General features: G+C 30.1%; 23 protein-coding genes, 1 pseudogene and 1 other annotated feature. Of the genes and pseudogenes, 5 read left to right on the top strand and 19 right to left on the bottom strand.

What is annotated here, in order from left to right; translation table 11 throughout:
• Nucleotides 1–28 precede the first annotated feature (28 nt).
• From pflB to JMO20_RS16620, 3 genes are all read left to right on the top strand, one after another.
• Nucleotides 29–2,260, top strand: a complete 2,232-nt coding sequence (pflB, locus tag JMO20_RS16630; RefSeq protein ID WP_202710836.1) for a formate C-acetyltransferase — start codon at nt 29–31, stop codon at nt 2,258–2,260.
• 31 nt (nt 2,261–2,291) lie between these two features.
• The gene (gene pflA / locus JMO20_RS16625) at nt 2,292–3,023 is read left to right on the top strand and encodes a pyruvate formate-lyase-activating protein (protein WP_202710835.1); all 732 of its coding nucleotides are present in this window, start codon (nt 2,292–2,294) and stop codon (nt 3,021–3,023) included.
• Nucleotides 3,024–3,139: 116 nt separating this feature from the next.
• Nucleotides 3,140–3,583 carry a hypothetical protein gene (locus tag JMO20_RS16620; RefSeq protein ID WP_202710834.1) on the top strand — a complete coding sequence of 148 codons (444 nt, stop codon included), beginning with the start codon at nt 3,140–3,142 and terminating at the stop codon, nt 3,581–3,583.
• Between the two features lie 73 nt (nt 3,584–3,656).
• On the opposite strand, the gene JMO20_RS16615 is transcribed toward JMO20_RS16620, so the two are convergent.
• The 10 genes from JMO20_RS16615 to JMO20_RS16570 all read right to left on the bottom strand — a co-directional run bounded on the left by JMO20_RS16615 (nt 3,657) and on the right by JMO20_RS16570 (nt 14,254).
• Nucleotides 3,657–4,886, bottom strand: a complete 1,230-nt coding sequence (locus JMO20_RS16615; protein WP_202710833.1) for an MFS transporter — start codon at nt 4,884–4,886, stop codon at nt 3,657–3,659.
• A gap of 64 nt (nt 4,887–4,950) precedes the next feature.
• On the bottom strand, nt 4,951–6,006 hold the full coding sequence (locus tag JMO20_RS16610; RefSeq protein WP_202710832.1) for an ArsR/SmtB family transcription factor: 1,056 nt from the start codon (nt 6,004–6,006) through the stop codon (nt 4,951–4,953).
• Nucleotides 6,007–6,234: 228 nt separating this feature from the next.
• On the bottom strand, nt 6,235–7,524 hold the full coding sequence (aspS, locus tag JMO20_RS16605; RefSeq protein ID WP_202710831.1) for an aspartate--tRNA(Asn) ligase: 1,290 nt from the start codon (nt 7,522–7,524) through the stop codon (nt 6,235–6,237).
• Nucleotides 7,525–7,712: 188 nt separating this feature from the next.
• Nucleotides 7,713–7,933 (bottom strand) — a binding site (T-box leader).
• A 78-nt stretch (nt 7,934–8,011) separates the two neighbouring features.
• Nucleotides 8,012–8,632 (bottom strand): cyclase family protein, encoded by a 621-nt coding sequence (locus JMO20_RS16600; RefSeq protein ID WP_202710830.1) that lies wholly within the window; start codon nt 8,630–8,632, stop codon nt 8,012–8,014.
• 175 nt (nt 8,633–8,807) lie between these two features.
• The gene (locus JMO20_RS16595; protein WP_202710829.1) at nt 8,808–9,251 is read right to left on the bottom strand and encodes a hypothetical protein; all 444 of its coding nucleotides are present in this window, start codon (nt 9,249–9,251) and stop codon (nt 8,808–8,810) included.
• A gap of 284 nt (nt 9,252–9,535) precedes the next feature.
• Nucleotides 9,536–10,279, bottom strand: a complete 744-nt coding sequence (locus JMO20_RS16590) for an ABC transporter permease (protein ID WP_202710828.1) — start codon at nt 10,277–10,279, stop codon at nt 9,536–9,538.
• A complete protein-coding gene (locus tag JMO20_RS16585) occupies nt 10,280–11,194 on the bottom strand; it encodes an ABC transporter ATP-binding protein (protein WP_202710827.1) in 915 nt (304 codons plus the stop codon).
• A gap of 160 nt (nt 11,195–11,354) precedes the next feature.
• On the bottom strand, nt 11,355–12,665 hold the full coding sequence (locus JMO20_RS16580; RefSeq protein ID WP_202710826.1) for a DUF4179 domain-containing protein: 1,311 nt from the start codon (nt 12,663–12,665) through the stop codon (nt 11,355–11,357).
• Nucleotides 12,652–13,179, bottom strand: a complete 528-nt coding sequence (locus tag JMO20_RS16575) for a sigma-70 family RNA polymerase sigma factor (protein ID WP_202710825.1) — start codon at nt 13,177–13,179, stop codon at nt 12,652–12,654. The genes JMO20_RS16580 and JMO20_RS16575 overlap by 14 nt, the downstream gene beginning before the upstream one ends.
• A gap of 244 nt (nt 13,180–13,423) precedes the next feature.
• Entirely contained in the window at nt 13,424–14,254 is an 831-nt protein-coding gene (locus JMO20_RS16570; RefSeq protein WP_202710824.1) for a VanW family protein, read from the bottom strand.
• Nucleotides 14,255–14,493: 239 nt separating this feature from the next.
• On the opposite strand from JMO20_RS16570, the gene JMO20_RS16565 reads away from it, so the two are divergent.
• Both JMO20_RS16565 and JMO20_RS16560 read left to right on the top strand, forming a co-directional pair.
• Nucleotides 14,494–16,083, top strand: coding sequence for an ATP-binding cassette domain-containing protein (locus tag JMO20_RS16565; protein ID WP_202710823.1), 1,590 nt, complete (start codon nt 14,494–14,496; stop codon nt 16,081–16,083).
• A gap of 160 nt (nt 16,084–16,243) precedes the next feature.
• On the top strand, nt 16,244–16,801 hold the full coding sequence (locus tag JMO20_RS16560; protein WP_202710822.1) for a CBO0543 family protein: 558 nt from the start codon (nt 16,244–16,246) through the stop codon (nt 16,799–16,801).
• A gap of 35 nt (nt 16,802–16,836) precedes the next feature.
• On the opposite strand, the gene JMO20_RS16555 is transcribed toward JMO20_RS16560, so the two are convergent.
• The 9 genes and pseudogenes from JMO20_RS16555 to JMO20_RS16520 all read right to left on the bottom strand — a co-directional run bounded on the left by JMO20_RS16555 (nt 16,837) and on the right by JMO20_RS16520 (nt 25,310).
• Complete coding sequence (locus JMO20_RS16555; RefSeq protein ID WP_202710821.1) at nt 16,837–18,399, bottom strand: hypothetical protein; 1,563 nt, start codon at nt 18,397–18,399, stop codon at nt 16,837–16,839.
• Nucleotides 18,400–18,916: 517 nt separating this feature from the next.
• Entirely contained in the window at nt 18,917–21,064 is a 2,148-nt protein-coding gene (locus tag JMO20_RS16550) for a heavy metal translocating P-type ATPase (RefSeq protein ID WP_481133363.1), read from the bottom strand.
• Nucleotides 21,065–21,148: 84 nt separating this feature from the next.
• Nucleotides 21,149–21,298, bottom strand: a pseudogene (locus JMO20_RS20815) (cation transporter); the annotation flags it as partial.
• A gap of 243 nt (nt 21,299–21,541) precedes the next feature.
• Nucleotides 21,542–21,997 (bottom strand): peptide deformylase, encoded by a 456-nt coding sequence (gene def / locus JMO20_RS16545; RefSeq protein WP_202710819.1) that lies wholly within the window; start codon nt 21,995–21,997, stop codon nt 21,542–21,544.
• Nucleotides 21,998–22,035: 38 nt separating this feature from the next.
• On the bottom strand, nt 22,036–22,680 hold the full coding sequence (locus tag JMO20_RS16540; protein ID WP_202710818.1) for a hypothetical protein: 645 nt from the start codon (nt 22,678–22,680) through the stop codon (nt 22,036–22,038).
• Nucleotides 22,681–22,904: 224 nt separating this feature from the next.
• Entirely contained in the window at nt 22,905–23,792 is an 888-nt protein-coding gene (locus tag JMO20_RS16535; RefSeq protein WP_202710817.1) for a MerR family transcriptional regulator, read from the bottom strand.
• A gap of 147 nt (nt 23,793–23,939) precedes the next feature.
• On the bottom strand, nt 23,940–24,389 hold the full coding sequence (locus tag JMO20_RS16530; protein WP_202710816.1) for a transposase: 450 nt from the start codon (nt 24,387–24,389) through the stop codon (nt 23,940–23,942).
• A 22-nt stretch (nt 24,390–24,411) separates the two neighbouring features.
• On the bottom strand, nt 24,412–24,558 hold the full coding sequence (locus JMO20_RS16525; protein ID WP_202710815.1) for a hypothetical protein: 147 nt from the start codon (nt 24,556–24,558) through the stop codon (nt 24,412–24,414).
• Nucleotides 24,549–25,310, bottom strand: a complete 762-nt coding sequence (locus JMO20_RS16520; RefSeq protein WP_202710814.1) for an MBL fold metallo-hydrolase — start codon at nt 25,308–25,310, stop codon at nt 24,549–24,551. The genes JMO20_RS16525 and JMO20_RS16520 overlap by 10 nt, the downstream gene beginning before the upstream one ends.
• Nucleotides 25,311–25,408: the final 98 nt, after the last annotated feature.

The raw sequence follows: 25,408 nt of genomic DNA, 5'->3' as shown, positions 1-25,408 counted from the left end.
ATTTCCATATATAATTTTAAAAGGAGGAATGAAATTGTTTAATGAATGGAAGGATTTTAATCAAGGCAAATGGACTAAAGAAATAAATGTACGTGATTTTATTCAAAAAAATTATACTCCATATGATGGTAATAGCTCTTTTTTAGTTGGACCAACAGAAAGGACTACTAAACTTTGGGATAAATTAAGTCATTTGATGAAAGAAGAAATGAAAAATGGAATCTTAGATACAGATACAAAGGTAATTTCAACTATTATTTCCCACAATGCAGGTTATATAGATAAGGACTTAGAACAAATAGTTGGATTACAAACTGAAAAACCCCTTAAAAGAGCTATTATGCCTTTTGGTGGACTTAGGGTTGTAAAAAAAGCCCTAAAATCTTATGGTTATGAGCTAGATTCAGAAACTGAAGAAATATTTAAATATAGAAAAACTCATAATGATGGAGTTTTTGATGCATATACAGATGAAATGAGAAAAGCTAGACATTCTGGTATTATTACTGGTCTTCCTGATGCATATGGTCGTGGTAGAATTATTGGTGACTATAGAAGAGTCGCTTTATATGGTGTTGATAGACTAATAGAAGATAAATTAGAACAGTTAGACTTATTAAAAATGGAATATATGGAAGAATCAATAATTCAAGCTCGAGAAGAAATCAACGAGCAAATAAATGCTTTAAAGGAATTAAAAGAGATGGCTTCTTCATATGGTTACGACATTAGTAAGCCAGCTAAGAATTCAAAGGAAGCAGTTCAGTGGACATATTTTGCTTATCTAGGTGCTGTAAAGGAACAAAATGGTGCTGCTATGTCACTTGGTCGTGTTTCAACTTTCTTTGATATTTATTTTGAAAAAGATATAAAAGAAGGTAATTTAACTGAAAAACAAGTCCAAGAAATAATGGACCATTTTGTTATGAAATTAAGAATCGTTCGTTTCCTTAGAACCCCAGATTATAATGATCTTTTCTCAGGAGATCCTACTTGGGTAACAGAAGTTATAGGTGGTATGGGTGAAGATGGTAGACATTTAGTTACTAAATCCAGTTATCGTGTTCTTCATACTTTATATAATCTTGGTGCAGCACCTGAACCAAATCTTACAATATTATGGTCAGAAAGATTACCCTTAAATTTCAAAAAGTATTGTGCTAAAGTATCAATCGACACAAGTTCTATTCAATATGAAAATGATGATCTTATGAGAAGATGGTATGGTGATGATTATGGTATAGCCTGCTGCGTTTCAGCTATGAGGATAGGAAAGCAAATGCAATTCTTTGGAGCTCGTGCAAATCTTGCCAAAGCATTATTATACTCTATTAATGGTGGTAAAGATGAAAAGTCTGGTGAACAAATTGGACCAGAATTCGCTCCTATAACATCTGAATACTTAGAGTATGATGAAGTAGTTAGAAAATTTGACTTAGTAATGGATTGGTTATCTCAACTATATATTAACACTCTAAATATTATTCACTATATGCATGATAAATATTGTTACGAAAAAATTCAAATGGCATTACATGATAAAGATGTATTAAGAACTTCTGCTTGCGGTATTGCTGGTTTTTCCGTTGTAGCTGATGCTTTATCTGCTATTAAGCATAGTAAGGTTAAAGTTATTCGAGACAAGAATGGTCTAGCAATAGATTATGAAGTTGAAGGTGAATATCCTGCTTTTGGTAATAATGATGACCGAGTAGATAGTATTGCCAGCGAAATCGTTAAAACTTTTATGAATAAGTTACGTAAACATAAGACATATAGAAATTCAGTTCCTACTCTTTCTATCTTAACAATTACTTCAAATGTTGTTTATGGTAAGAAAACAGGTAGCACTCCTGATGGCAGAAAAGCGGGAGAACCTTTTGCCCCCGGTGCAAATCCAATGCATAGCCGTGATACAAATGGAGCTATTGCCTCAATGGCTTCAGTAGCTAAGCTTCCTTATGAGCATGCAGAAGATGGAATTTCATATACTTTTTCAATTGTTCCAAATGCATTAGGAAAAAACGAAGATAACAGAGCTTCTAACCTCGCTGGAATGCTTGATGGATATTTCCATGATCAAGGACATCATATAAACGTCAATGTGTTTGATAGAGAAACGTTATTGGACGCTATGGATCATCCTGAAAAATATCCTCAATTAACAATACGTGTTTCTGGATATGCTGTTAATTTTGTTAAATTAACTAGAGAGCAGCAGTTAGATGTAATAAATAGAACTTTCCATGAAAGAGTATAGTTTAAAGTAAATTACGAAAGGATGGGACTTTATGAGTATTAAAGGAAGAATTCACTCTATAGAAACTTGTGGAACCGTAGATGGTCCAGGTATTAGGGTTGTTGTTTTTACTCAAGGTTGTCCCCTTAGGTGCCAGTACTGTCATAACCCAGATACTTGGAAACTTGAAGATGGGAAAGAGGTTTCTGTTGATGAGCTTATGGCAGATATAAAGAAATACAAATCATATATGAATTTTTCTGGAGGTGGAATCACTGCCAGTGGTGGTGAGCCCCTTCTCCAGTCTGATTTTATAAAAGAATTATTCAAAAGATGTAAAGAAGAAGGCATTCATACTGCTCTAGATACATCAGGATTTGTAAATCTAAATACTGCTAAAAAGGTGCTTGAATACACTGATTTAGTATTACTAGATATAAAGTCCTTTAATAGCAAACTATATAAAGACTTGACTGGAGTGTCCAATGAACCCACTATTCAGTTAGCTAAATATTTATCTGAAGCAAATATCCCTATTTGGATTAGATACGTATTAGTTCCTAATTTAACAGATAAAACTGAAGATATTAGAGACTTAGCAAGATTCTTATCTACTCTTAAAAGTATAGAAAAAGTTGAACTGCTTCCATTTCATAAAATGGGTGAATACAAATGGGAGGAGCTCGGATATGAATACAAATTAAAGGACACAGAAACTCCTTCAAATAAAACAATTGAAAATGTGAAAAAGATTTTTAGTGATTTTAAATTAAAAATTCAATAGTGGATTAAGAAAAAACAGATAATCAATTAATTTTGATTATCTGTTTTTTTAAAAAGAGAATATCTTTATATTTTTCTAATAATACTAATAGTAAATTAGAAGAGGAGCAAAAAACTATGCCATGGATTGTATCATTTATACTCTCTTGGATTTTATTTTTCCTTTTAATAGACTTTAAGCAACTAAAAACCAATATTTGGGGTGGAATTGTAGCATTAATATTAGCCTCATTTGTAGACTGGGGAGGTCAAAAGCTTGGATTATATGAATTTCATGACCTTATTATTCCTTGGTTTGGATGTTCTGCATTTTATAAGTTTGGCCCAGTTTTCGTTATTGGAATTCTTTTTGCTCAATATCTCCCTAGAAAGAAAAAGCTACAAGGTCTAAATATAATAGTTCAGTCTATACTTTTTCTTTGCTTAGAAAATTTAATTATTCGAACAGGCACTGCTGAATATGTTAGATGGCATATTCTTGCAAGCCTTACTGCAGATTTGCTCGCTTTTTCTTCTTTAACTTGGTTCACAATTGCTTTTTTAAAAAAGGAAGCTTACTAGAAATATAATTAAAGCCTTATAATACCATTAAAAATACTATATAGTTTGAACTATATAGTATTTTTAAACTTTATCAAACTAATTTTAGTTGAGTTTTCTCTTTCTTAGCCATCCTTAATATACTAATAAGGGATATCCCTGAAAAACTAACTATAACTCCTGAAATAATTAGTACGCTTTGTATTGAATAATAACTAATTGCCCATGATCCAAACAATGCTCCTAATGGTACAGATATACTACATAGAGTTCCTACAATACTCATTACCCTACCCATCTTTTCCTTGGGTATCAGTGTTTGATATAAGGTAGATATACCTACACTAGCAAATGCTACTCCAAATCCTAGGGCAGCTTGAGACAATAATATTAAATAATAACTTTCAACAAATCCTCCAAATACTACGAGTGCTACCCCTTCAAGTGTTAGTCCAAATATAGTCATTCTGTATTTGTTTTTAACGATCCCAGTCAATATTATTAAGCTTCCAATAAGAGCCCCTATAGATAATGATGCTTCAATTGTTCCTAATCCAGTAGACCCTTTGCCTAAATTTTCACTTATAATTGCAAAATATACTGATAAAGGTGCTAAAAAGAAATTGATGATGATTCCACCGGATATTACTAGATAAAGAACAGACTTATTACTCCACACACTTTCTAAACCTTCCTTGAATCGTAATATGAATTTTTGATTTATCATATGTTTTTTTTCATTTATCTTAGGAATTGTGATGAAACTTTCTGATATGGATGAAATTATATAAGAAATTCCATTTAAGAAAAATAGTACCCACATATTTAATATAGCTATTAATATTCCTGCTACTGCTGGTCCTAGTATTGAAATAATTCTTGAAGTAAACTGGGATAAGGAATTAGCTTTGGTTAGATTCTTTTCATCTACTATAAGCGGATAACTAGAACTTATTGCTGGCGAAAACACTGCAGAGACGCAGGCTGCTAATGCCATCATACTATATAACACATTTAAAGATATATTATTACGAAAAACCATATACGATAAAGTTAACATTATTACTCCATTAAGTAAATCAGTTACAACTATAATTTTTTTCTTGCTATATTTATCTGCAAAAACTCCTGCAATTGGTCCTATAATAACAGTAGGTAATGTAAAGCATAATACGCTAATACCCATGGCCACTGAAGAACCTGTCCTCTCCAATATATACCACATTATTGCCAAACTGTAGAGACGAGTTCCTAATTGTGATACTGACTGACCTATCCAAAGTAACATGAAATTTGAATTTCTAAATAATGATTTATTTTTCATATCTTACCTCCCTTTGTTTTCGTAACAGTCATTCGATTTATATCGAATGTCATTTTAAAAAAATTTAGATTAATGTTTCTTCAACAAGTTTTAGTATTTCTCTAATTTTATCTTTGTTTACTTCATAATAAATTTTATTTTCTAACCTAATCGGGTTAATTATTTCATGGTTTGCAAGTATACCCAAATGATGTGAAACTGTAGAATTAGATAAATTTAATTTTTGACCTAGTTCATATCCATAATATGAGTTTTCTTTCAAGAGCTGGATCATTTTAAATCTCTTCTCATCGGAAAAACTTTTTAGAGCTTCGATAATATCTATCTCTTCTTCTTTTAAAAACAAATCTAGTCTACCAATTCCAAATACGACAAGAAAAGTATCTTTATCCATTTGGCTAGAGGTCACGCCTACACCATGATAATAAGATGGGATAAAAACAAACTCATCTAAATCATCTATAAACTTCAAATCAAAGGTTAATATTTTTCTCATTTTTTCATAATAGTTTTCCGATAGCTCTTTTCTTATCTTTTCGATATTTTCTACTTGTTTTTCTCTAATCTTGTCTAACTCATGTATAAAATACAAATTATAAAATTCTTCTATTAAATTAAAAAGTCTTTCCTTAGCTTCCTCTGGATTCTGGTAAAAATGTAACAGGTTCCATTTATCTTCTTTAGGAACATTTAATTCATCTATAAAGTCTATAGCATCTTTTAGACTAGGAAAATCATCTAATTCTTCATGATTTTCTGTATCTTTCTTATATCCGTTATTAAAAAAACCCTTCACTATTTCTTTTGCTAATACTTCTTTCTTAAAAAATTCTATAAAATCTTCAATATTTCTATGTTTTTCCTTTTCCCATATTAATGGTACTAATCCTAACCCTAAAAAGCTTTCTGTGTTAAAAAAAACCGATAGTTCTTTTTTCATATTCTCTGAAAGTGAATTTCTAACGGAGTCTACCCATTGGATTATATCTTGTCTAATAATTTTCTTATGCCTTGAATCATTTAATATCATCTCTTCTTGACAATTTACTCTTAACATTGAGCTTAAAAGTTCATATACATCAGAGCTCTCTACGTAAATATTATCAACAATTTTGTACATTTGATTCCTCCTTCTATATATTTGATATGTCTTATTCTATTAATATAGTATCATCACTTTCGATTGATGTCAACTATCTATTTCTATCTATTTCCAATATCCCTTGTATTAAATTCAAAATATTAAAAGCACAGAAAAATACTATTTTTATATAGTTTTCCTGTGCCCTTATTCTTTCAACAAATTAAATTTTTAATTAATATGAGCTTCTATCTATGAAATATAATTTTATGGTATTAATCTAAATTTATCCCTTGTAAACATAGTTGTCTCCCTTATATTTTCAAATCCCAATAGCATAGCTGTTAATCTTTCTAGACCTATTGCTAAGCCACCATGGGGAGGCATACCATATTTAAAAGTTGATAAATATCCTTCATAGCTTTGTGGGTTTAATCCTTTATCAATCATGGCATTCTTTAATTCTTCATAGTTATGAATTCTCAGTCCACCTGTTGTAATTTCTAGCCCTCTAAAAATCAAGTCAAAGCTATGAGTTTCGCCATTCGGTTCTGACAATGTATACATAGGCCTCTTCTCCTTAGGATAATGGGTTAAAAATACAAAGTCTGAATCATAGGTTTCCTTAACATACTTTGATATTAACTTTTCACCTTCTGGGTCAATATCTTTATTAAGATTTCTTTTATTATATTTTTCTTTTAATATATCAATGGCTTCTGATAGCTTCATAGTAACAATATTACTTCTAATCTCAGGTACTTTTACATTGAGCAATTCTAACTCCTCTGAGCATTTTTCATTCACATAGTTAAAGATATATTTAAGAAGTCTAGTCTCTAATTCCATTATTTCATATTCATCTTTAATAAATCCCATTTCTAGGTCTAGGCTTACATATTCGTTAATATGCCTTTTAGTATCATGACTTTCAGCTCTATATACATGACCAATTTCGAAAACTCTTTCATAACCAGCTCCAACCATCATCTGCTTATAAAACTGAGGACTTTGGGCAAGGTAAGCTTCTCTTTCAAAGTACTTCACCTTAAATAATTCTGTACCTCCCTCTGTACCTTCAGCAACAATTTTAGGAGTAAATATCTCTGTGAAATCTTCTTCCAATAAGAATTGTGAAAAACCTCTAGCAATGGCTCCTTGAACTTTAAAAATAGCATTAATTTTAGGATTTCTAAAGCTAATTACTCTATTGTCCAAAATCGTGTCCAAATTAGCCTCAATATTCTCTTTGTTTATCTCCATAGGCAAGTCTTCTGTAACTTTTGAGATTATCTCTAGTTCAGTTAGATGTATCTCTAGATTATTATTAACAGTTTTATTCTCTACGACCTTACCTGATATGCTGACTACACTCTCAATCTTTAATCTACTTATATCAATCTCCTTACAATTAACAACACATTGTACTATCCCACTTCTATCTCTTATTAATAAGAATGCAATTTTTCCTAATTTCCTTATTCTGTGTACCCAACCTTTTATTACAACTTCATTCTCAATCCTATTCTTTAATTCCTTTACTAATACTCTTTTCATGGTGAAACCTCCTTATATTTTTCTTTTTTTTACAAGGACGTCCTAAAATAAAAAAATCCCCTCTACTTAAAGAGGCGATTTAACCGCGGTACCACTCTTTTTAACTATAATTAATATAATAATAAAATGCATATAAAGTGTGCACAACCTTATATTTGTGGTGTATAATAAAAAAATCTCCCTTCTGTAAAAGAAGCGAGATAGTTCCCACGGTGCCATTCTTATTAACTATTAAAAATAGTTTTCTCAGATTCCTATAACGGGGAATACCGTATTATCCTAATAATGCATAAACACTTTCAGATAATCTATTCAGGAATGTCTTTCAATATTATGCATCCATCGGTTCCCACCAATCCCGACTCTCTATTGGATTACTAATACCTACTTTTTCCATCTCAATATTTAATCTTTAATTTGTTGATTATTATATATGCTAATTTTATAATTGTCAACTTTTTTTATTTGATTTTACAATTTGATATTATTATTTAACTCTAGCTACAACTCTAACCATTGAGGCCTCTGAACGAATTTTCAATGGAAATGACATAATTTCGAATTTTTTAGCTGATATAAGCTTCGATAAATTTGTTAAGTTCTCTATAATTAGTATATCATTATGAAAAAGCATCTTATGTATATCAAATGGATATTGGTCTGGTGAAGGTAAATCAAGACCAAGTATTTTTATCTTTCTCTGAATAAAAAACTCTGCTAATTCTTTATTAACTACTGGATGTTCACTAAAATACTCTTTAGCACCAAACTTCTCATACCAGCCTGTATATAGAATAACTACATCATTTTCTAAAACCATATCAGCATATTTTTCTTTATAGGTTATTACATTTTGTCCCCTAACATCTAATAGGCATCCATTACCCATGAAATTATCTAACGGTATTTCATTTATATATGTTATTTTATTAGTTAAATGCATAGGTGTATCTATATGAGTCCCTGCATGCATTCCAATTTCTAACTTAAAGTTATTATACTTATCCTTGTCTAAGAATTTATCCTGGTATAGTTTCACTGGATCATCATATGGATGAACAGGCATATTGTTAATTATATCATGACTTAAATCTATAAAATTGTCCATATTTTATCACTTCCTTTAATTTGTTAACCCTTTTATAACCTTATGATACTATTCAATAAATAAATATTTAAGTCCATTTTTACCAATGTTAATATTTCTTGATTTTAATCTAAATTAGAATTAATGTAGCCATTAAAATTAGAATAACTCTATTCATAGATACTTCCTTCAAAGTCTACTTTCCAATCAAATAAATCGTATCAAAATGAGTCATGGTTCCATTCTTAAAAACTTTCAAGTACTCATAATCTTTGTCTTTTACGATTTCATATAATACTCTATTGGGTATCGATTCACTATAGTCAGAAGAGAACTTTTCTTCAAAATAAATTTCCAAAGAATCTTCATTAGACACCACTTCTATATTCTCATAATAAGGAGCCTTCTCACCAGTCTCTACAATTGAACCATTTAAATATAAAAATATGGTATTATCACCCTGTTGAAGAAGGTAAATGCCATTTTTATCTATACTATTCTCAATAACTTCCTTAACTTTACTTTTAGCTTTATCAATTTTTATCTCGGTTACCTTTAAGCCTTCACTATCGTTACATCCCCCAACTACTAAAATAATACACACAAGAAGTATAACTATTTTAGAACCATGACTATGCATTTTTCTCTACCCCCTATTATATTTAAAAAAGAAATTTCCTTACTTAGAAATCTATCATACTTATTTTTGACTACATAAATTCATGCCTACAGAGTCTTAATTAATAAATAAATTCTTAATCATTATATCATTATAAGTTTCCTCATTTTGTTATATTTTGTCGAACATATCTCTATTTAGAAATTTATATTTTGTCTAGCACATTTACATGTATCTCCCAGCCATAACTCAGAAATATGAAAAAGTGGGCAATTGCCCACCTTTCTCTTTTAAAGTTTCATATCCTATTCCCATTTAAAGAATCTAGTAGCAAGTAAACTAAAAATGACTATTATACCTAACAAAATAAATATTTCACCTGTATAATCAAAAAAGTCATTACCTAACCAAACCCCTTTAAACAATCTAACCCCATATGTAAGTGGTAAAGCTTTCGAAATGTTGACTATGCTTTCAGGCATAGCCTCGAGAGGCATAGTTGCTCCTGATAGAAATAGCATTGGAAAATAAATAATATATGATATAGCTGTTGCCACTTTTACATTCTTAGATAATCCAGCCACCAATAATCCAATAGAGAAAATACTCAATAAAATAATGAAGAAAGAAATTATGGCTGATAAAATATTACCAAAGAAATGCAAGTCAAACACTATCTTACCAACAATTAAAAGTATGATCATTCCAATTACTGTTGTTATCGTATTTACTACTAACTGTGACACTAATAGTTCAATAGGCTTTACTGGTGTTATCATAAAGCGTTTAAGAATTTTTCTTTCCCTATATTGAGATAATGTTAAGGGTAAAGTCATAAGTCCTGTTACGGCAATTATCATGCAAATATATCCTGGTACAGATGCATCTACTCCTCCAAAGCCACCCATAAATTCAGTAGGCTCATTACCATACATTGTTCCAAATAGCATTAACATCATAACTGGAAAAACTAAAGCAAAGAATAGATTTAAAAAATTCCTGTTATTTAATTTCCATTCAACTAGGACAACTTTCATAAATCTTTTCATCTATTTAACCTCCCATTCTTTACCTGTTAACTTTAGATAAGCATCCTCTAAGGTAGGTCTTATTACGTCAATTCTGCTATAATCTATATTTTTATTCCTAAGTAATATAACAATGTCCGAAATGATATCATCTCTTTTTGAATAGACCTTAACCATATTATTTAATCTTTCAATCTTGCTAACTCCAGTGATATTTTCCTTTATAAGAGAAGCAACCTCTTCTTTAGTCTCAAAAGAAACAATTATATCAATATTTGCCCTATCAATAATTCCACTAATATTATCTATAGCGACTATTTCACCATTATTAATTATACAAATTTCATCACAAAGATATTCTGCTTCCTCCAAATAATGGGTAGTCATAAATATAGTTCTTCCTTCATCTCTCAGTTCCCTTATACACTTCCACATTTCCCTTCTAGCTTTAGGATCGAGACCTGTAGTTAATTCGTCTAAAAATACAATCTTTGGATTTGCAATTAATGCTAATATTATTGCAATTTTTTGCCTTTGACCTCCTGATAATTCAGACATATAATTTTTCTTTTTTTCTAATAAACCAAAACGCTCTAATAAAGGTATATAATCTAATGGTTCATCATACATCGACATAAACAAATCGCATAATTCAGAAACTCTAATTTTATCTTGATATGAAGTTTCTTGCAATTGAACTCCTATTAAATTATACAGTTTACTATTGTCTTTAATAGGGTCTAGCCCTAAGATTTTCACATCTCCATTATCTTTTTTTCTTAATCCAATAATACATTCAATTGTTGTGCTTTTACCTGCTCCATTAGGTCCCAACATCCCAAATATGCTACCCTCTTCAACGGAAAATGAAATATCATCCACTGCTACAATAGAGTTATACTCTTTCTTAAGACCATAAACTTCAATTGCCTTCATTTAATCCCTCCAAGCTTAGTTCAAATATTTTTTGCAATATCTAATTACCAATCATTACATACAACTCTATCAAAATCTACTAGTTAAAATCAATATATTTTATACTTTTCTGAATTATATTTAAAGATACTACTGATTCACCAGTAGTATCTTCTTAAATTCAATCTATTGGGATATTTATTTCCTTATCTGATTCTTTCGTATAGGTCATTTTCTCAATATATAATTTTAGCTCATTTCCTGTTCCTTTAAATCGAAAAGTTCGATTATGGAGAATACTTCCCATATCCTTTTTCTCGTAGTCATCTGATAAAGTTTCTTCAATCTTCACTTTCTTACCATCTGCTAATAAATATACAATTGTTAAAATAGTATCTTCCTCAGTTGTTAATGATATAAAAGTCTCTCCATTTTTTTCATAAACATCATCAATACTAATAGTTTCACCTAAAATTTCAATATTTCCATTATCTTTACCTTTTTTAAGACTTACTTTTTTGCCGACATCTTCAACTACTGAAAGGGATTTGAATTTAATTTTAAGGGACTCTAAATCAGTTGGCAAAGTATCAAATTCTTTATGGAAAGTGATTCCCTTCAAATTGGTACTCATTCCACTACCTTGATTATCTATCACTTTTCCATTAGCAATTAAGTCAAAGTTCAGTTGATTAGCTCTATATCTTTCTCCCTTTATTTCATCAATAGCAAGTGAAATAATATCATCAATCGAACCTTTAATAACCGTAGTTGTTGGAGACGCTGTTATTGATTTAAAAAGAATATTTTTCCCTTCTATTTCAACCTTCTTATTAATAGTTTTTTTGATACTATAACCCATGGCCTTATCTCTATCTATTTTAAAACTTATTTCCCCTAATTCGCTTATATCTTCTCCAATAAGATTGAATCTAAAGCTTAAGTTTCTTTCAAAAAACCTTGGTGGTTCAAAGCTAGATATCCATTTTATTTCAGTGCCATCTTCACTAGATTTGCCTTTTCCCCCTGAATTATCATATGTTTCTATTAACCCTTTAAAATTATTTTGACTCATTGTCATGTCCGTTACATCAATTTTTCCACTGGGGTCTTCTAAACTGTAAAATGCTAACATTTGATTTTCATCTATCATAATTCCATCTAAGGTTAAAATTATTCCATTATCAAAAGTATATTTTTTCCCTATAATCTGCCCTTTTTCAAGCTCATTCAACTCTCTCAATGTTCCGTTCATAACAGTATCATATCCTATGAGCTTTTTTCCATAATAGGCTAGAGTATCAAAATTATATCCAACTAATAGGAATATTATCAATAAGGCTGCAACTCTTACTTTCCAATTCGCTCTTTTCTTCTTAATAACTTTCTTATGTCTTAAAGCTCTTAATAATCTATCTTCTAAATCATTTGGAACTTCAATATTATCCATTTCTTTTTTTCTATTCTTAAGTATATTTTCAACTTCTTTCATAACCTTCACCTCCAAGACTCTCTTTTAGTTTATTAAGGCCGATGGATATTCGAGATTTTACTGTTCCCAATGGTACTTTCAACATCTCAGAAATAGTGTTGTATTCCAAATCTAGAAAATATCTTAATTTAAGTACTTCTTGATGTTTTTCACTAAGCTTTGACATATGCTTATCTAATAGAATTTGATCTTCTTTTCTATAAAGATTTCCTTCATAACTTTCAGAACTTAATCCATCTATCAAAACTACTTTGCTTCTGTCCTTTAACATCTTTTTACAACGATTCACTAAAATGGTTTTACTCCAACTATAAAATTTATCTTCATTTCTTAATTTCCCTATATTTTCATACAGCACTAAAATCATATCTTCCAGCGCATCCAAAGCATCATCTTTATTCTTCATATATACATAAGCTAGCTTATAGTATTCTTTTTCTTGAGCCATTATAAGTTTGACTAAAGCTTCTTTATTTCCCTTTTTTGCTCTTTTAATTAGCTGCTTTGTATCCACTCCAACACCTCACTTTCATATATAAGAGTATATACATGCCTAAAAGGTTCATTCTTATTTTGAATTTTTGAAGAAAATATGCTAACCTTAGTTTTCCTATGTACATGTGAATTATATATTACCAGACTAAATTGTCAATATTAAGTATACACTTTTTCAAAAAACAAAAAGACTCTATCTCATTAATAGAATCTTTTACCTTAGTTGTTTGCATTATCATATTTTCAAGAATAATGAGATAATATTAATTAGAGCTTATCATTTCAATAGGTATATACTTTGAATCATAGAGAACTTTTGAACAATTCTTCTTAATTAATTCTTTTTTGACCATTTTGCCAGTCCGCTTATCAATTATTTTTCTATAAATCTCATTTTTTCTGTAATATGTATCCCCTTCTTTAACAAAGTGATTATTCTCTTCCACTATATGATATGAATACTTTAAACTTCTTTCACTTCTTAATTCGCCACATAGATATTTTTCAGTTGTATAAGTAATAAGTTGGAATTCTTGGTCTGTATTGTTGACAAATTGATAATCGAGATAATTATACAGAATAGAGGTTCCAGTCCCAAAAGGAACTTGTCTTCCATAGTCTGGGAACATATCTATTTGATTATGGTGATGATGTTCAATTATTTCTAAAGGACTGTGTAGCACCATCCAATGTATTAGATTTGTAAATTGACATAGTCCTCCACCTATTCCTTTGCTTGATCTTCCAGATTTAATTACTAAACCTTCTTTATAACCCTTTTTTTCAGTGCAATTACCTACCAATTTCCAGAATGAAAATATTTCGCCTGGCTTAATGATTATATTATTTACTTGAGGAGCTGCCAGATTAAGGTTTATTGCCTTATTCTCTTGTAGTCTCATATCTACGTCTCCCAGTTGTCTTCTTATCAAAGATTTATGTTTATATATCTTAGTAGATAGCTTTTGCGCGTTAAATGTATTTATATATCTTTTATTATCAATAATCCATTTTAATTTCCTAAGAAATATACCTTTAATTCTAGATATTCTATAAGTCAATGGATTTATTTCACAGAATAGTTTTCTAGCCATATAACCCTTCCTCCCTTATAAAAAATATAGTAAAATTAATCTTCTTTTCAATATCAAACAGTTTAGCCATTACTTTTCTATTAATTATATCATGCAATTTTACTATATTATATTAAAAATCACATTGCAAAAAACGATTTTATTACTGGTATTTAACATCATAAAAGATATACAACTAACGTAATATTATGATATAATAGCGCGTGGTATGTAAATTTTGTGCAGAGGATGATTTTAACGTGATTACAGTAACTAATGTTGGCTTAAGATATGGAGATCAAAAGCTTTTTGATGATGTTAATTTAAAGTTTACCCATGGTAATTGTTATGGTGTTATCGGTGCAAATGGCGCAGGGAAAAGTACTTTTTTAAAAATCTTGTCAGGTGATATTGAACCTAATACAGGAGAAGTAAGTATAAAGCCAGGCTCTCGTATGTCAGTACTAAAACAAGACCATTACTTATATGACAAACATCCCGTTATTGAAACTGTTATTATGGGTAATTCTAGACTTTATGAAATTATGAAAGAAAAAGATGCAATATATAGTAAAGAGAATTTTAGTGATGAGGACGGCATAAAAGCATCGGAGTTGGAAGCTGAATTTGCTGAATTAAATGGTTGGGAAGCCGAAGCAGAAGCCTCTTCACTTCTTCAAGGATTAGGAATTAATACAAGGCTTCACGATAAATTAATGGAGGACCTTACAGGAGCAGAAAAAATCAAAGTAATTCTTGCCCAAGCCTTATTTGGTAAGCCAGATATTTTAATACTGGATGAGCCTACAAACCACTTAGATGTTAAATCTATAAACTGGCTTGAAGAATTTTTAATTGAATTTGAAGGTGCTGTGATTGTCGTATCCCACGATAGACATTTTTTAAATAAAGTATGTACCCATATGTGTGATGTTGACTTTGGTAAAATCAAGCTTTTTATTGGGAACTATGACTTCTGGTATGAATCTAGTCAATTAGCTTTACAAATGATGCAGGCTCAGAATAAGAAAAAAGAAGAAAAAATTAAAGAACTACAAGCTTTTATTGCAAGATTTAGCGCTAACGCTTCTAAATCAAAACAAGCTACTTCTCGTAAAAAACTCTTAGATAAAATTACTCTTGATGATATTCAACCTTCAAGTAGAAAATACCCTTTTGTTGGATTTAAACCAGAAAGAGAAGTGGGAAATGATATATTAATAGTTGAAGATTTATCTAAATCAATTGATGGTGAACTCCTATTAAATAATGTTAGCTTTACAGTAGGCAAAAATGACAAAATTGCCTTTGTTGGCGATGAACTGGCTATTACGGCCTTATTTAAAATATTAATGGAAAAAATTGAACCCGACAGTGGTAACTTTAAATGGGGTGTAACTATAACCAAAGCATACATGCCTAAGGATAATTCTGAGTTCTTTAATGATGTGGACCTAACTCTTTTAGATTGGATGCGTCAATTCTCTGAAGAAAAATCTGAGAGCTATCTACGTGGATTTTTAGGAAGGATGCTCTTCTCTGAGGATGAGCCATTTAAGAAGGCCAAGGTTCTTTCTGGTGGCGAAAGAGTAAGATGTATGTTATCTAGAATGATGTTAAGTAGTGCAAATGTGTTGCTTTTAGACCAGCCTACTAACCATTTAGATCTTGAATCAATAACAGCAGTTAATAATGGACTTAGGGACTATAAAAGCAATGTTTTATTCACTTCCCATGACCATCAATTTATCCAAACTATTGCAAATAGAATTATAGAAATTACTCCATCAGGAGTCATAGATAAACGCATGACATATGACGAATATCTTGAATCTATGAATATTCAATAAAGTATAAAAGCTCAATATTGGGCTTTTTTTCTTTTGCTATTTTTTATGAACTATAGTAGTAACTTAGTTTTAGAAATATTTATCAGGTATGAAACTTAACTTAAGAGCTATACTAATAATATATTTGTGTTAAAATTAGTAAAAATAGGTGAGTAAATTCATGGAAGCCATTTTAGATAAAATGTCAGAATTACAAAGACTTTTAGTAGCAACTAGCATTGATTACTGGAAAGATTACGTATTCAATACCTGGCAATGGTGGGTGAACATAGGCACTTTAATTCTTCCCTTAATTCTATGGTGGAAGTTAGTAAATAAATCTAAATTAATAAATATTATGGTTTATGGTTTTTTTGCCAGCGGTTTTGCAGTTTTATTTGATATAATAGGAGAAACCTTAGTCTTATGGGAATATCCATTTTTGATAATTCCAATGGATTATATATTAATTGACACTGATTACTCTATTTTACCAGTAGCTTATATGCTTATATATCAAAAATACTCAAAGTGGTCTAGCTTTATCTTTGCTAATGTTCTACTATCAGCTATTTTTTCTTTTATAGCTGAACCTTTACTTATATGGATAGGTTTTTACGAACTTCATGGGTGGAGATTTATCTATTCTTTTCCAATCTATATAGCTATTGCCATTGTTTGCAGATTGATTACTGAATTTTTTATTAAAAAAGAAAACACCTTTAAACATAGAAAATGAATAAAGGTGTTTCATTACATTCTACCCTTTAATATTTAATTGCTATTAGAAATTTTTATATTAAGTGATGATATATTATCAAAGTTAGTCATTTTAGAATTCATCATATCCTCTTTATTAAACTCTTTCAAAACCTTTGATTCATAAAAATCTCCATCTGCTACTACTTCATACAATAAATGATTACACACCTCTTTCCGTTTCCAAGGTATGTTTTCTTCCTGACATTCCTTTATGTACTTCAAGAATTTTAAAGCTGATATTTTTGTCATTGCTGCACTATACCCATATATACTTACTACCCTAAGTTCATCAGTTACAAAAGAAAATATTTCTGCTTTGCCCTGATTTTTACCTTCTAATCCTCTTCCCTTAATTTCATTCGTGATGCCATACACTAATTCTTCTGTCCCCAATTGAAATTTTGTATTGTGATAATCATCGAACACATTTTCTGCAATTCCTATGTTAAAATTAGATTTATTTGTCCAACGATAATTATTAATTAAATATAGGAGAGCTAGGTTTTGTTCTCCTCCACCTAAAAGTATACTTATTTTTTTTGACAACCCTTCCTGATACATTTCTGGCAAAATGCCTATACTGTTTAATGGAACTGCAATAAATCTCTTTACTGGAATTCTGATTCTTTTCTTAAGTAAATTAGTAATTCTAGTTTTAAAATAATACCTTTTATTATCTTCACTTACGAAATTAATATCAAAAATTGTTAGCATTGGATTTTTAGAGGAATTATTTTTCCATTCAAAAATATCAGGTGAAGTACACATTTCAATAAATAGTCTAGAGAATTCTTTCTTTTCTTTATTCTCTATTTTGTTATCAATATTTAACATTATCTTATTACCAAATCCATTCCAGTTTATAGATTCCTTCAAATAGCGACTTAAAAAGTGTATTCCAAATACGAAGCTACTTACCTTTAATTTCCTATTGCCTCTATCATAATATTTTTCATCTGCATTTCCTACTAAGGTTTGTACTGCAAATTTAGTGAAAAACTTAAAATATCTATACTTTTCTTTAGCAAAACTAATAAAGTTATGGTCCCACCCAATTGTTATACTATCAATCATTTTTATCTGATAATAAGGGATTCCCGTATAGATAAAGGACACCTTATCATTGAACATTCTTTCTGCCGGTATAATAATCTGTGCATCAGATAGATTTGCATTTATAGGATTCCATATTTCCAATGGATTCTTTGGAGACTTTGATGAAAATATATACTTTAAATACTTTGGAAGATTAAATGTATTTTTAGTAACAGTCTTAATCCATCCTGAGATTTGTATAGTTGTGTATATTGTTGATATAGCTATAAATAGATTGAACGAAAAGTTCTGTACAACATTTGATATTACTTTAATATTATCTAATAGTTCTAATACTCCTAAGTAAAATCCTAATATAAACACTAATAAACTGATGATAAATGGTTCTTTTCCTCTAGATATTAGTTTTTTAATGTCCTTATCCTTACAAATTTTCTTTTGAATATTTCTAAACTCTTTCTTATCAATATTATTACCACCAATTAATAGTATCTCTTCAATATTATCTATCAATTTCATTGCCATTCCCCCGAATAAATTTATATAACATAATATAATATAATTTTAAAATATAATTCATTAGTTAACCTTGTTTTAACTATAATATTTAGACATTCTTTCTAATAATCCTTCTTAATAATTTACGCACCTCATCTGTTAACAATAATAAATTTACTCATTCACACATTTTTAAATCTTGAATATACTAAAATAAGTGGAATGTTCCACCAAAAGTAAAGTGAGGTGAAATCATGGGCTTCGGATATGAAAGATGTCGAGAGGATGAGATTATACTATTCTTATTAGTATGGGGTATCATTGGCTACTACATTTATCCATATTTATTTAATTATTAATACAATGATATTAATTTTATAGTACGTAAAATCATAAACATAATTCGCATAAGCATAGCTTAAATATTAAGAACCTGCTTTAACTCTAAGCAGGTCCTTAATATGTTTACTTATTCTAATATTATAGATAGTTATCATCTTTTATGCAAATCAAAATACTTTCTATTTCAAATGAACTGTTATTTTTTATTTCTTTTTCTAATCCTCTTAGTATTCAATACTCTTAATGCATTGAGAATTGCAATTAACGCTACACCTACATCAGCAAATACTGCACTCCACATAGACGCCACACCTATTGCCCCAAGAATTAAAACAATTCCTTTAATACCTAAAGCGAAAATGATATTTTGTAAGACTATTTTTCTAGTTTTCTTGGATATTCTTATAGCGTCAATCAATTTAGATGGTTCATCTGTCATTAAAACTACATCAGCAGCTTCTATTGCAGCATCTGAACCAAGTCCACCCATTGCCACTCCTATATCTGCTCTAGCTAATACTGGAGCATCATTAATTCCATCACCTACAAAAATCAATTTCCCTTTATTGCTTTTAGTTTTATCTAATTCCTCTAATTTTTCTACTTTTTGATCTGGTAGCAATTCTGCATGCACCTCATCTAATCCAAGCTCATAACCAATTTTTTCTCCAACTTGTTTATTGTCACCAGTCAACATAACAGTCCTGCTAACACCCAAATCTTTCAGACTCTGGACTGCCTCTCTTGAATCTTCTTTAATTTCATCAGATATAACTATATATCCAGAATACTCATTGTTAATTGCTAAATAAATAATTGTTCCTAGAGTATCAATACTTTCAAATTCAATATTTTCTTTATCCATCAATTTAAAATTTCCTGCTAGAATTTCTTTATCTTTTAGCTTAACCTTCAAACCATGACCTGATATCTCGTCATAACTTTCTATAATATCATTATCAATCTGTTTACCGTAAGCTTTTTTTATTGATAATGCAATTGGATGATTAGAATAACTCTCAGCTATAGCAGCATATTCTAATATCTCATCTTTAGTAATATTATCATTTGCACTTATAACATCAGTTACATCAAAGACTCCTTTAGTTAATGTTCCTGTTTTATCAAAGATTATTATATCAACATTATTTAATGCCTCTAAATAGTTTCCACCTTTGATTAAGATACCTTTTCTTGATGCTCCACCTATCCCTCCAAAGAATCCTAAAGGTATTGATACTACTAAAGCACAAGGGCAAGATACTACAAGAAATATCAACGCTCTATAAACCCAATCAGAGAACAATGCTCCTTGTATTACCAATGGTGGGATTATGGCTAAAGCTAGTGCTGAGAATACTACAAAAGGTGTATAGTATTTAGAGAATTTGGTTATAAACTGTTCAGTTGGAGCTTTTCTGCTACTTGCATTTTCCACTAGATTAAGAATTTTAGATACTGTTGATTCCTTAAATGGTTTAGTTACTTCTACTGTTAAAACTCCATTTTTGTTTATAAATCCACCAATTATTTCATCTCCTACACTAACATCTCTAGGTACCGATTCTCCAGTTAATGCTGAGGTATCTAGCATTGAGCTACCTTCTATTACTTTACCGTCTAAAGGCACCTTTTCTCCTGGTTTAACTATTATTATATCTCCTGCCGATACACTTTCAGGTGCTACTTGTACTATACCATTATCTTTCTTAATATTTGCATAGTCTGGTCTAATATCCATTAGATCTTTAATTGACTTTCTAGAACGATTTACCGCTAAATTTTGGAAAAATTCTCCGATTTGATAGAATAACATAACAGCAACACCTTCAGGATATTCTCCAATGGAAAATGCTCCAATAGTGGCAATACTCATTAAGAAGTTTTCATCAAATACTTCTCCTCTTAATATATTTTTAATTGCTTTTAATAGTACCTCTCCACCTATTAATACATAACTTATGAAGAAAAGAGTAAACTCTGCTACCTCATGAAAATTAAAAGCTATTGCTATTGCAAAGATTATAGCACCAATTCCAATCCTAACTAATTCTAACTTGTCTTTTCTAGATACTTTAGTATTACTTTTATCCTTAGTTTCTTTATTATCTTCTTCTATAACATCTACATCAGGTTCAATTTGTTTAACAATTTTCTTTGCTTGGTTAATTATCTTATCAAGATCCCCTTTATCATATACTTCTAAAGTTAATTTCCCTGTTGAAAAATTTATAAATGCATTTTTAACGCCCTTCATACTTTTAATCTTTTCTTCTATTTTGTTGGCACAACTACTACACACTAATCCCATTAATATAAGGGACTTTTCACTATTTTTATTCATAGTTTTTTCTATTACTTGAACATGTGGTTCTAGTTTATTTACAATGCCTCTTACACTTGAAATAACATCTTCGGAATTCTCTATATCATTTATTTCTATACTTAAAGTTTTAGATACAAAGTTTAGAGATGCTTCCTTAACATAATCTAACTTATTGACTCTATCTTCAATTTTATTTGCACAATTGGCACAATCTAATCCTTCTAAGACTAGCTCTCTTCTATTTCCTTCCATAGTTAGAACCTCCTTACGCCTTTTTTATAATTAAATCAAGTCTTTGTCATGAAATATATTTTGATTTTATGTATGAACATATATTCATATGTTTAATATTATTATACGTTTCCTATCTATCTTTGTCAATGAATATATTAATTATTAACGCTTTTTAATCATTTGTTTTTTAGTAATATTAAAACACCACTTAAATAAGTGATGTTTGGATTTATCTCATTATTTTATTAATATCTCTTTTTACTATTCTTCTAAGAATTCTGTTACCTTGTCTATAAATAGTATACCATCCAAATGATCTATCTCATGACATAAACACTTTGCTAAATCACCTTCACCTTCTATTACAAATTCTTCACCTTTTTCATTTAGCGCCTTTACTTTGACCCATGAAGGTCTTACTAACTTTCCGTATCGGTTAGGTATGCTTAAACATCCCTCTATAACTTCCTGTATACCTTTAGTTTCAATAATTTCTGGATTAACTAGATATATTATTCCTTCACCCATATCTATCACAACAGCTCTTTTTAAAATACCAATTTGTGGAGCTGCTATTGCTGCTCCATTATCTGTACTATGCAATGTGTCTGCCATATCTTTAAGTAGAGTCAAAATCCTATTATCAAACTTTTCTATTTCTCTACTTTTTTTCCTTAAAATATCATCACCTAAAAATCTTATATTTCTTAATGCCATATGAAAACCTCCGTTCAAAATTATATCAAAAAATCAATTTATTCTTTTATATTATTTATAACATCTATATAAGCTTCTTCAAAGTTTTGATAAACTTTAGAAGATAAATCAAATTTATTTTCATCAATTATTTTCTTAAAGAACCCTGCTTGTCTATTTGAAGGAAGTTCGTTAGCTAATACAATAGGCATTGAAAACTTCCAAGACTTTACAATATTCTTTTTTTGCCTGTGAGAATGTCTTAACACCCGACGTCCTACTCTCAATGCATGTTCATTTTCTGTCATAATACCTTGATTCATTGCTTCAACATCATATCCCCAAAGGTTTTCAAAAGCAAATTTGCAATCAAGACACTCTAATTCTCCACCTCCAATTTCTCCTCCACAAGTATCACAATGTATCATCGTCATTGCTATATCTACAAGAGTCCAAGAATATCTATCCTGTTGTTCAAAAACTATATGTGCAAGAAGTTTTTCCTCTTCACTCCCCTGACTAATATTCTCTTTTTGAATTAACTCATTCCAATCTGATAACCATATGTTTTCAATTGCATTATAACAAGATTTACATTCTTTATAATTTCTACCAATAGGCGCTCCACAACTTCTACATATCTCTACTTTGTCAGGTCGTTGATAAAGTCTTCCACCTGAAGGCCTTTTGAGTCGCTCTCTCATATTAATTACCCCCTCTCTGATAAATTTATATATAGTATAAGAATCTTTAGTTAATAATTATTAACTAAAGTATACATTCCTATGATAACTAGCATTCAAATCATTCTGACTCAATTCCCACGCAAAATCAATTGCTTCCTCAAGCTTATTAATTTTTTTATCATTGTTTACACTTCATTTTCATTAGTTTTTTATATTACTGTGTAACTCATGTTTATTGAATCTTAATCATGTTTATATAAGTTTTCTGAATTCGGATATTTTTTAATAAAAGCCTGATTTGCTTTCTCAAATCTTTTGATGTATTCTTGATATGATGGACTTATAATTTTTAAGTTAGTTAAGAACACATCATAATAGCCACTACTCTCCTGAAAATCTAAGAGCAACTTTTGAATTTTGTAAGCTAGTGTTTCTTTGTATTCTGTTGAAGTTCTAAACTTCAAGTATTCTTCTATAATTTCCTTATTATTATCCATATAGTTATCTACGTCTGATATTGCATTTATAAGGGTAGTATTCATCTTTTCTATGTCTGCTTTCTCCATCATAGTAAAAACACTTTCAAGATACTCTTCTAGCTCTGATGAAAAATTTAAGCTATTAACTCCATCAAGAAAATCGATAATTTTTCTGTAAGCATCTTCCTTTTTGGAATCATCTATTTTCCCATTTAAAAATTGTCCAAAGTGAATACTTAGATATATTCCATAGGCTCCTGGAAATGCTTGAACTAATTTTTCTCTTATTGTAAAAAATTTATCTGTGCTTTCTTGTAGAGAATCAAATACTCCTTCGATGTCATAATCATTTATTAAATGCTTCATATAACTTCTCTGAACTTTTTCTTTTTCTATTTTTAAGTCTAAAAGATACATACATTTTGATAAAGCCGCTGTTTTATCTGTATTATTTAAAATGTTTTGTATATCATGTATGCTAATATCTAGCTTTCTTAAGACAGATATTTCTTTCAATATGGCAACATCTCTCTCATCGTAATCCCTGTATCCATTTGGAAGAATTTTGGGTTTTACTAATCCCTGCTTTTCATAGTATTCAATTGCTTTTTTTGTGAGTTTACAACTCTCGCATACTTCTTTAATTAACATATTTTTCACCTCAATATAATAATAAGCCATAACCTAAGGTGATAGTCAATACCTATTTTATATATTCAACTTTAATAATCTTACTTACAGTACTACAACCATTATATATAATATTTTGTCTTAAATATAACTTATGAAGAACATCCACTATATCGCCATGCCTTCTAAGTTAGATTTATTTAATTCTTCTAAGTCTATGGCAGAGCAACCACTTGTATAGCTTTCATTGATTAAGACTATCTTTATATCACCAATGACGATAGTAGATACCTTATGTTTTATTGCTAAGTCAATTATTATTTTACTGGCTTTATGTAGATAATCTTTAATATAGTTTCTTCTCTTTAGTCTTAATCTCTTAATCTGCTTGGTATTCTTGAATTTGTCACTACCTACTTGTTTCATTCTGACACTTGATAACCTAGCTATTTCTCTGTTGAAATAAGCATTTTTAGACTTAAGAGTTTTACCATTTATGATATAGCTTTCGGAGTTATCTTTGAATGTTAAGGTAGCTAAATTATCTAAACCTAAGTCTATTGCCATTGTATTAAGATGGTTATTCTCTTCCATCTCTTCTGTCTTGTAGATAATCAAAATATACCATTCCTTAGAAAGTCTATCTTGCTTTATCCTTGCTCAAATAGGTTGTTTCATTTCCTAAGTTAGCAAAGACATCTGATTCCCACCAAAGTGCAATAATAACTCTTTCATGAAGTCTAAACGAAAATGAGTATTTTACTTCAGTATTTTCGATTATAACCAAACAGCCCAATCACCATAGTCAAATGTTCCACTACCATGGTGCAATTTACCATCACTTTGCAACTGCCGAAAAGCATCACGCATTCTCTTCAAAATCTCAGGGCCAATATCCAGAGAATGATGTGCTGGAAACACACGCTTCACCGGTAGTGCCGATATCCGTTCAAGAGAGTTGAGGTATGCTTCTGGATCGGTGGATGGATAATAAGCAAATAACGTGTCTTTATAAACTAAATCTCCGGTAAAAAGATAACCACAATCCTTTTCCCAGAAACACATATGTCCTGGTGAATGACCAGGTGTATGCTGAACTCTAATGCAGCGACCACCTATATCTATCATATCATTATCCTTCAGGATCCTTGTTGGATTTCCCTGAAAAAACTTGTATTCATTTACGTCATAACCCTTTGGAAGGTCACAACGATCAACCACCATATCCTTAATCTGCTTCATTGTTAGAGGGAATTCTCCATTAAGCCAATTCAACTCATACTGATGAGCGTAAAAGTCAGGAAAGAATTCATGTCCTCCAATATGATCCCAATGAATGTGTGTTGCTACAGCGATAATAGGATTGTCAGTCAGCTTGATGACTTCATCATGAATATTACAGATTCCAAGTCCGGTATCAATCAGCAAACTGTATTTATTCCCATTTAAAAGATAACAATGTGTCTCCTCCCAATGGCGATATTCGCTGATAATATAAGTTTGTTCGTCAATTTGTTCTATTGTAAACCAATCGTTCATATGTCTTCCTCCTTGATTTGTCCTAATATAAATATGTGAACCTCCACCACTTTCACCTATCGGCTTAGAAGCGGTGGCTTCTTAGTCTTATCTAAGAA

Source organism: Sporosalibacterium faouarense, from assembly GCF_016765695.1.
GTDB classification, from domain to species: Bacteria; Bacillota; Clostridia; order Tissierellales; family VENL01; genus Sporosalibacterium; species Sporosalibacterium faouarense.
This window is presented reverse-complemented; position numbering and strand designations above follow the sequence as displayed.

Excerpts from the sequence above, each read along its gene's own strand:
- JMO20_RS16620 (WP_202710834.1), top strand. The coding sequence starts at position 3,140 with ATGCCATGGATTGTATCATTTATACTCTCTTGGATTTTATTTTTCCTT.
- JMO20_RS16615 (WP_202710833.1), bottom strand. The coding sequence starts at position 4,886 with ATGAAAAATAAATCATTATTTAGAAATTCAAATTTCATGTTACTTTGG.
- JMO20_RS16580 (WP_202710826.1), bottom strand. The coding sequence starts at position 12,665 with ATGAAAGAAGTTGAAAATATACTTAAGAATAGAAAAAAAGAAATGGAT.
- JMO20_RS16535 (WP_202710817.1), bottom strand. The coding sequence starts at position 23,792 with ATGTTAATTAAAGAAGTATGCGAGAGTTGTAAACTCACAAAAAAAGCA.
- aspS (WP_202710831.1), bottom strand. The coding sequence starts at position 7,524 with ATGAAAAGAGTATTAGTAAAGGAATTAAAGAATAGGATTGAGAATGAA.
- def (WP_202710819.1), bottom strand. The coding sequence starts at position 21,997 with ATGGCATTAAGAAATATAAGATTTTTAGGTGATGATATTTTAAGGAAA.
- JMO20_RS16520 (WP_202710814.1), bottom strand. The coding sequence starts at position 25,310 with ATGAACGATTGGTTTACAATAGAACAAATTGACGAACAAACTTATATT.
- JMO20_RS16540 (WP_202710818.1), bottom strand. The coding sequence starts at position 22,680 with ATGAGAGAGCGACTCAAAAGGCCTTCAGGTGGAAGACTTTATCAACGA.
- JMO20_RS16600 (WP_202710830.1), bottom strand. The coding sequence starts at position 8,632 with ATGGACAATTTTATAGATTTAAGTCATGATATAATTAACAATATGCCT.
- JMO20_RS16585 (WP_202710827.1), bottom strand. The coding sequence starts at position 11,194 with ATGAAGGCAATTGAAGTTTATGGTCTTAAGAAAGAGTATAACTCTATT.
- JMO20_RS16560 (WP_202710822.1), top strand. The coding sequence starts at position 16,244 with ATGGAAGCCATTTTAGATAAAATGTCAGAATTACAAAGACTTTTAGTA.
- JMO20_RS16570 (WP_202710824.1), bottom strand. The coding sequence starts at position 14,254 with ATGGCTAGAAAACTATTCTGTGAAATAAATCCATTGACTTATAGAATA.
- JMO20_RS16550 (WP_481133363.1), bottom strand. The coding sequence starts at position 21,064 with ATGAATAAAAATAGTGAAAAGTCCCTTATATTAATGGGATTAGTGTGT.
- pflB (WP_202710836.1), top strand. The coding sequence starts at position 29 with ATGAAATTGTTTAATGAATGGAAGGATTTTAATCAAGGCAAATGGACT.
- JMO20_RS16590 (WP_202710828.1), bottom strand. The coding sequence starts at position 10,279 with ATGAAAAGATTTATGAAAGTTGTCCTAGTTGAATGGAAATTAAATAAC.
- JMO20_RS16595 (WP_202710829.1), bottom strand. The coding sequence starts at position 9,251 with ATGCATAGTCATGGTTCTAAAATAGTTATACTTCTTGTGTGTATTATT.
- pflA (WP_202710835.1), top strand. The coding sequence starts at position 2,292 with ATGAGTATTAAAGGAAGAATTCACTCTATAGAAACTTGTGGAACCGTA.
- JMO20_RS16610 (WP_202710832.1), bottom strand. The coding sequence starts at position 6,006 with ATGTACAAAATTGTTGATAATATTTACGTAGAGAGCTCTGATGTATAT.
- JMO20_RS16555 (WP_202710821.1), bottom strand. The coding sequence starts at position 18,399 with ATGAAATTGATAGATAATATTGAAGAGATACTATTAATTGGTGGTAAT.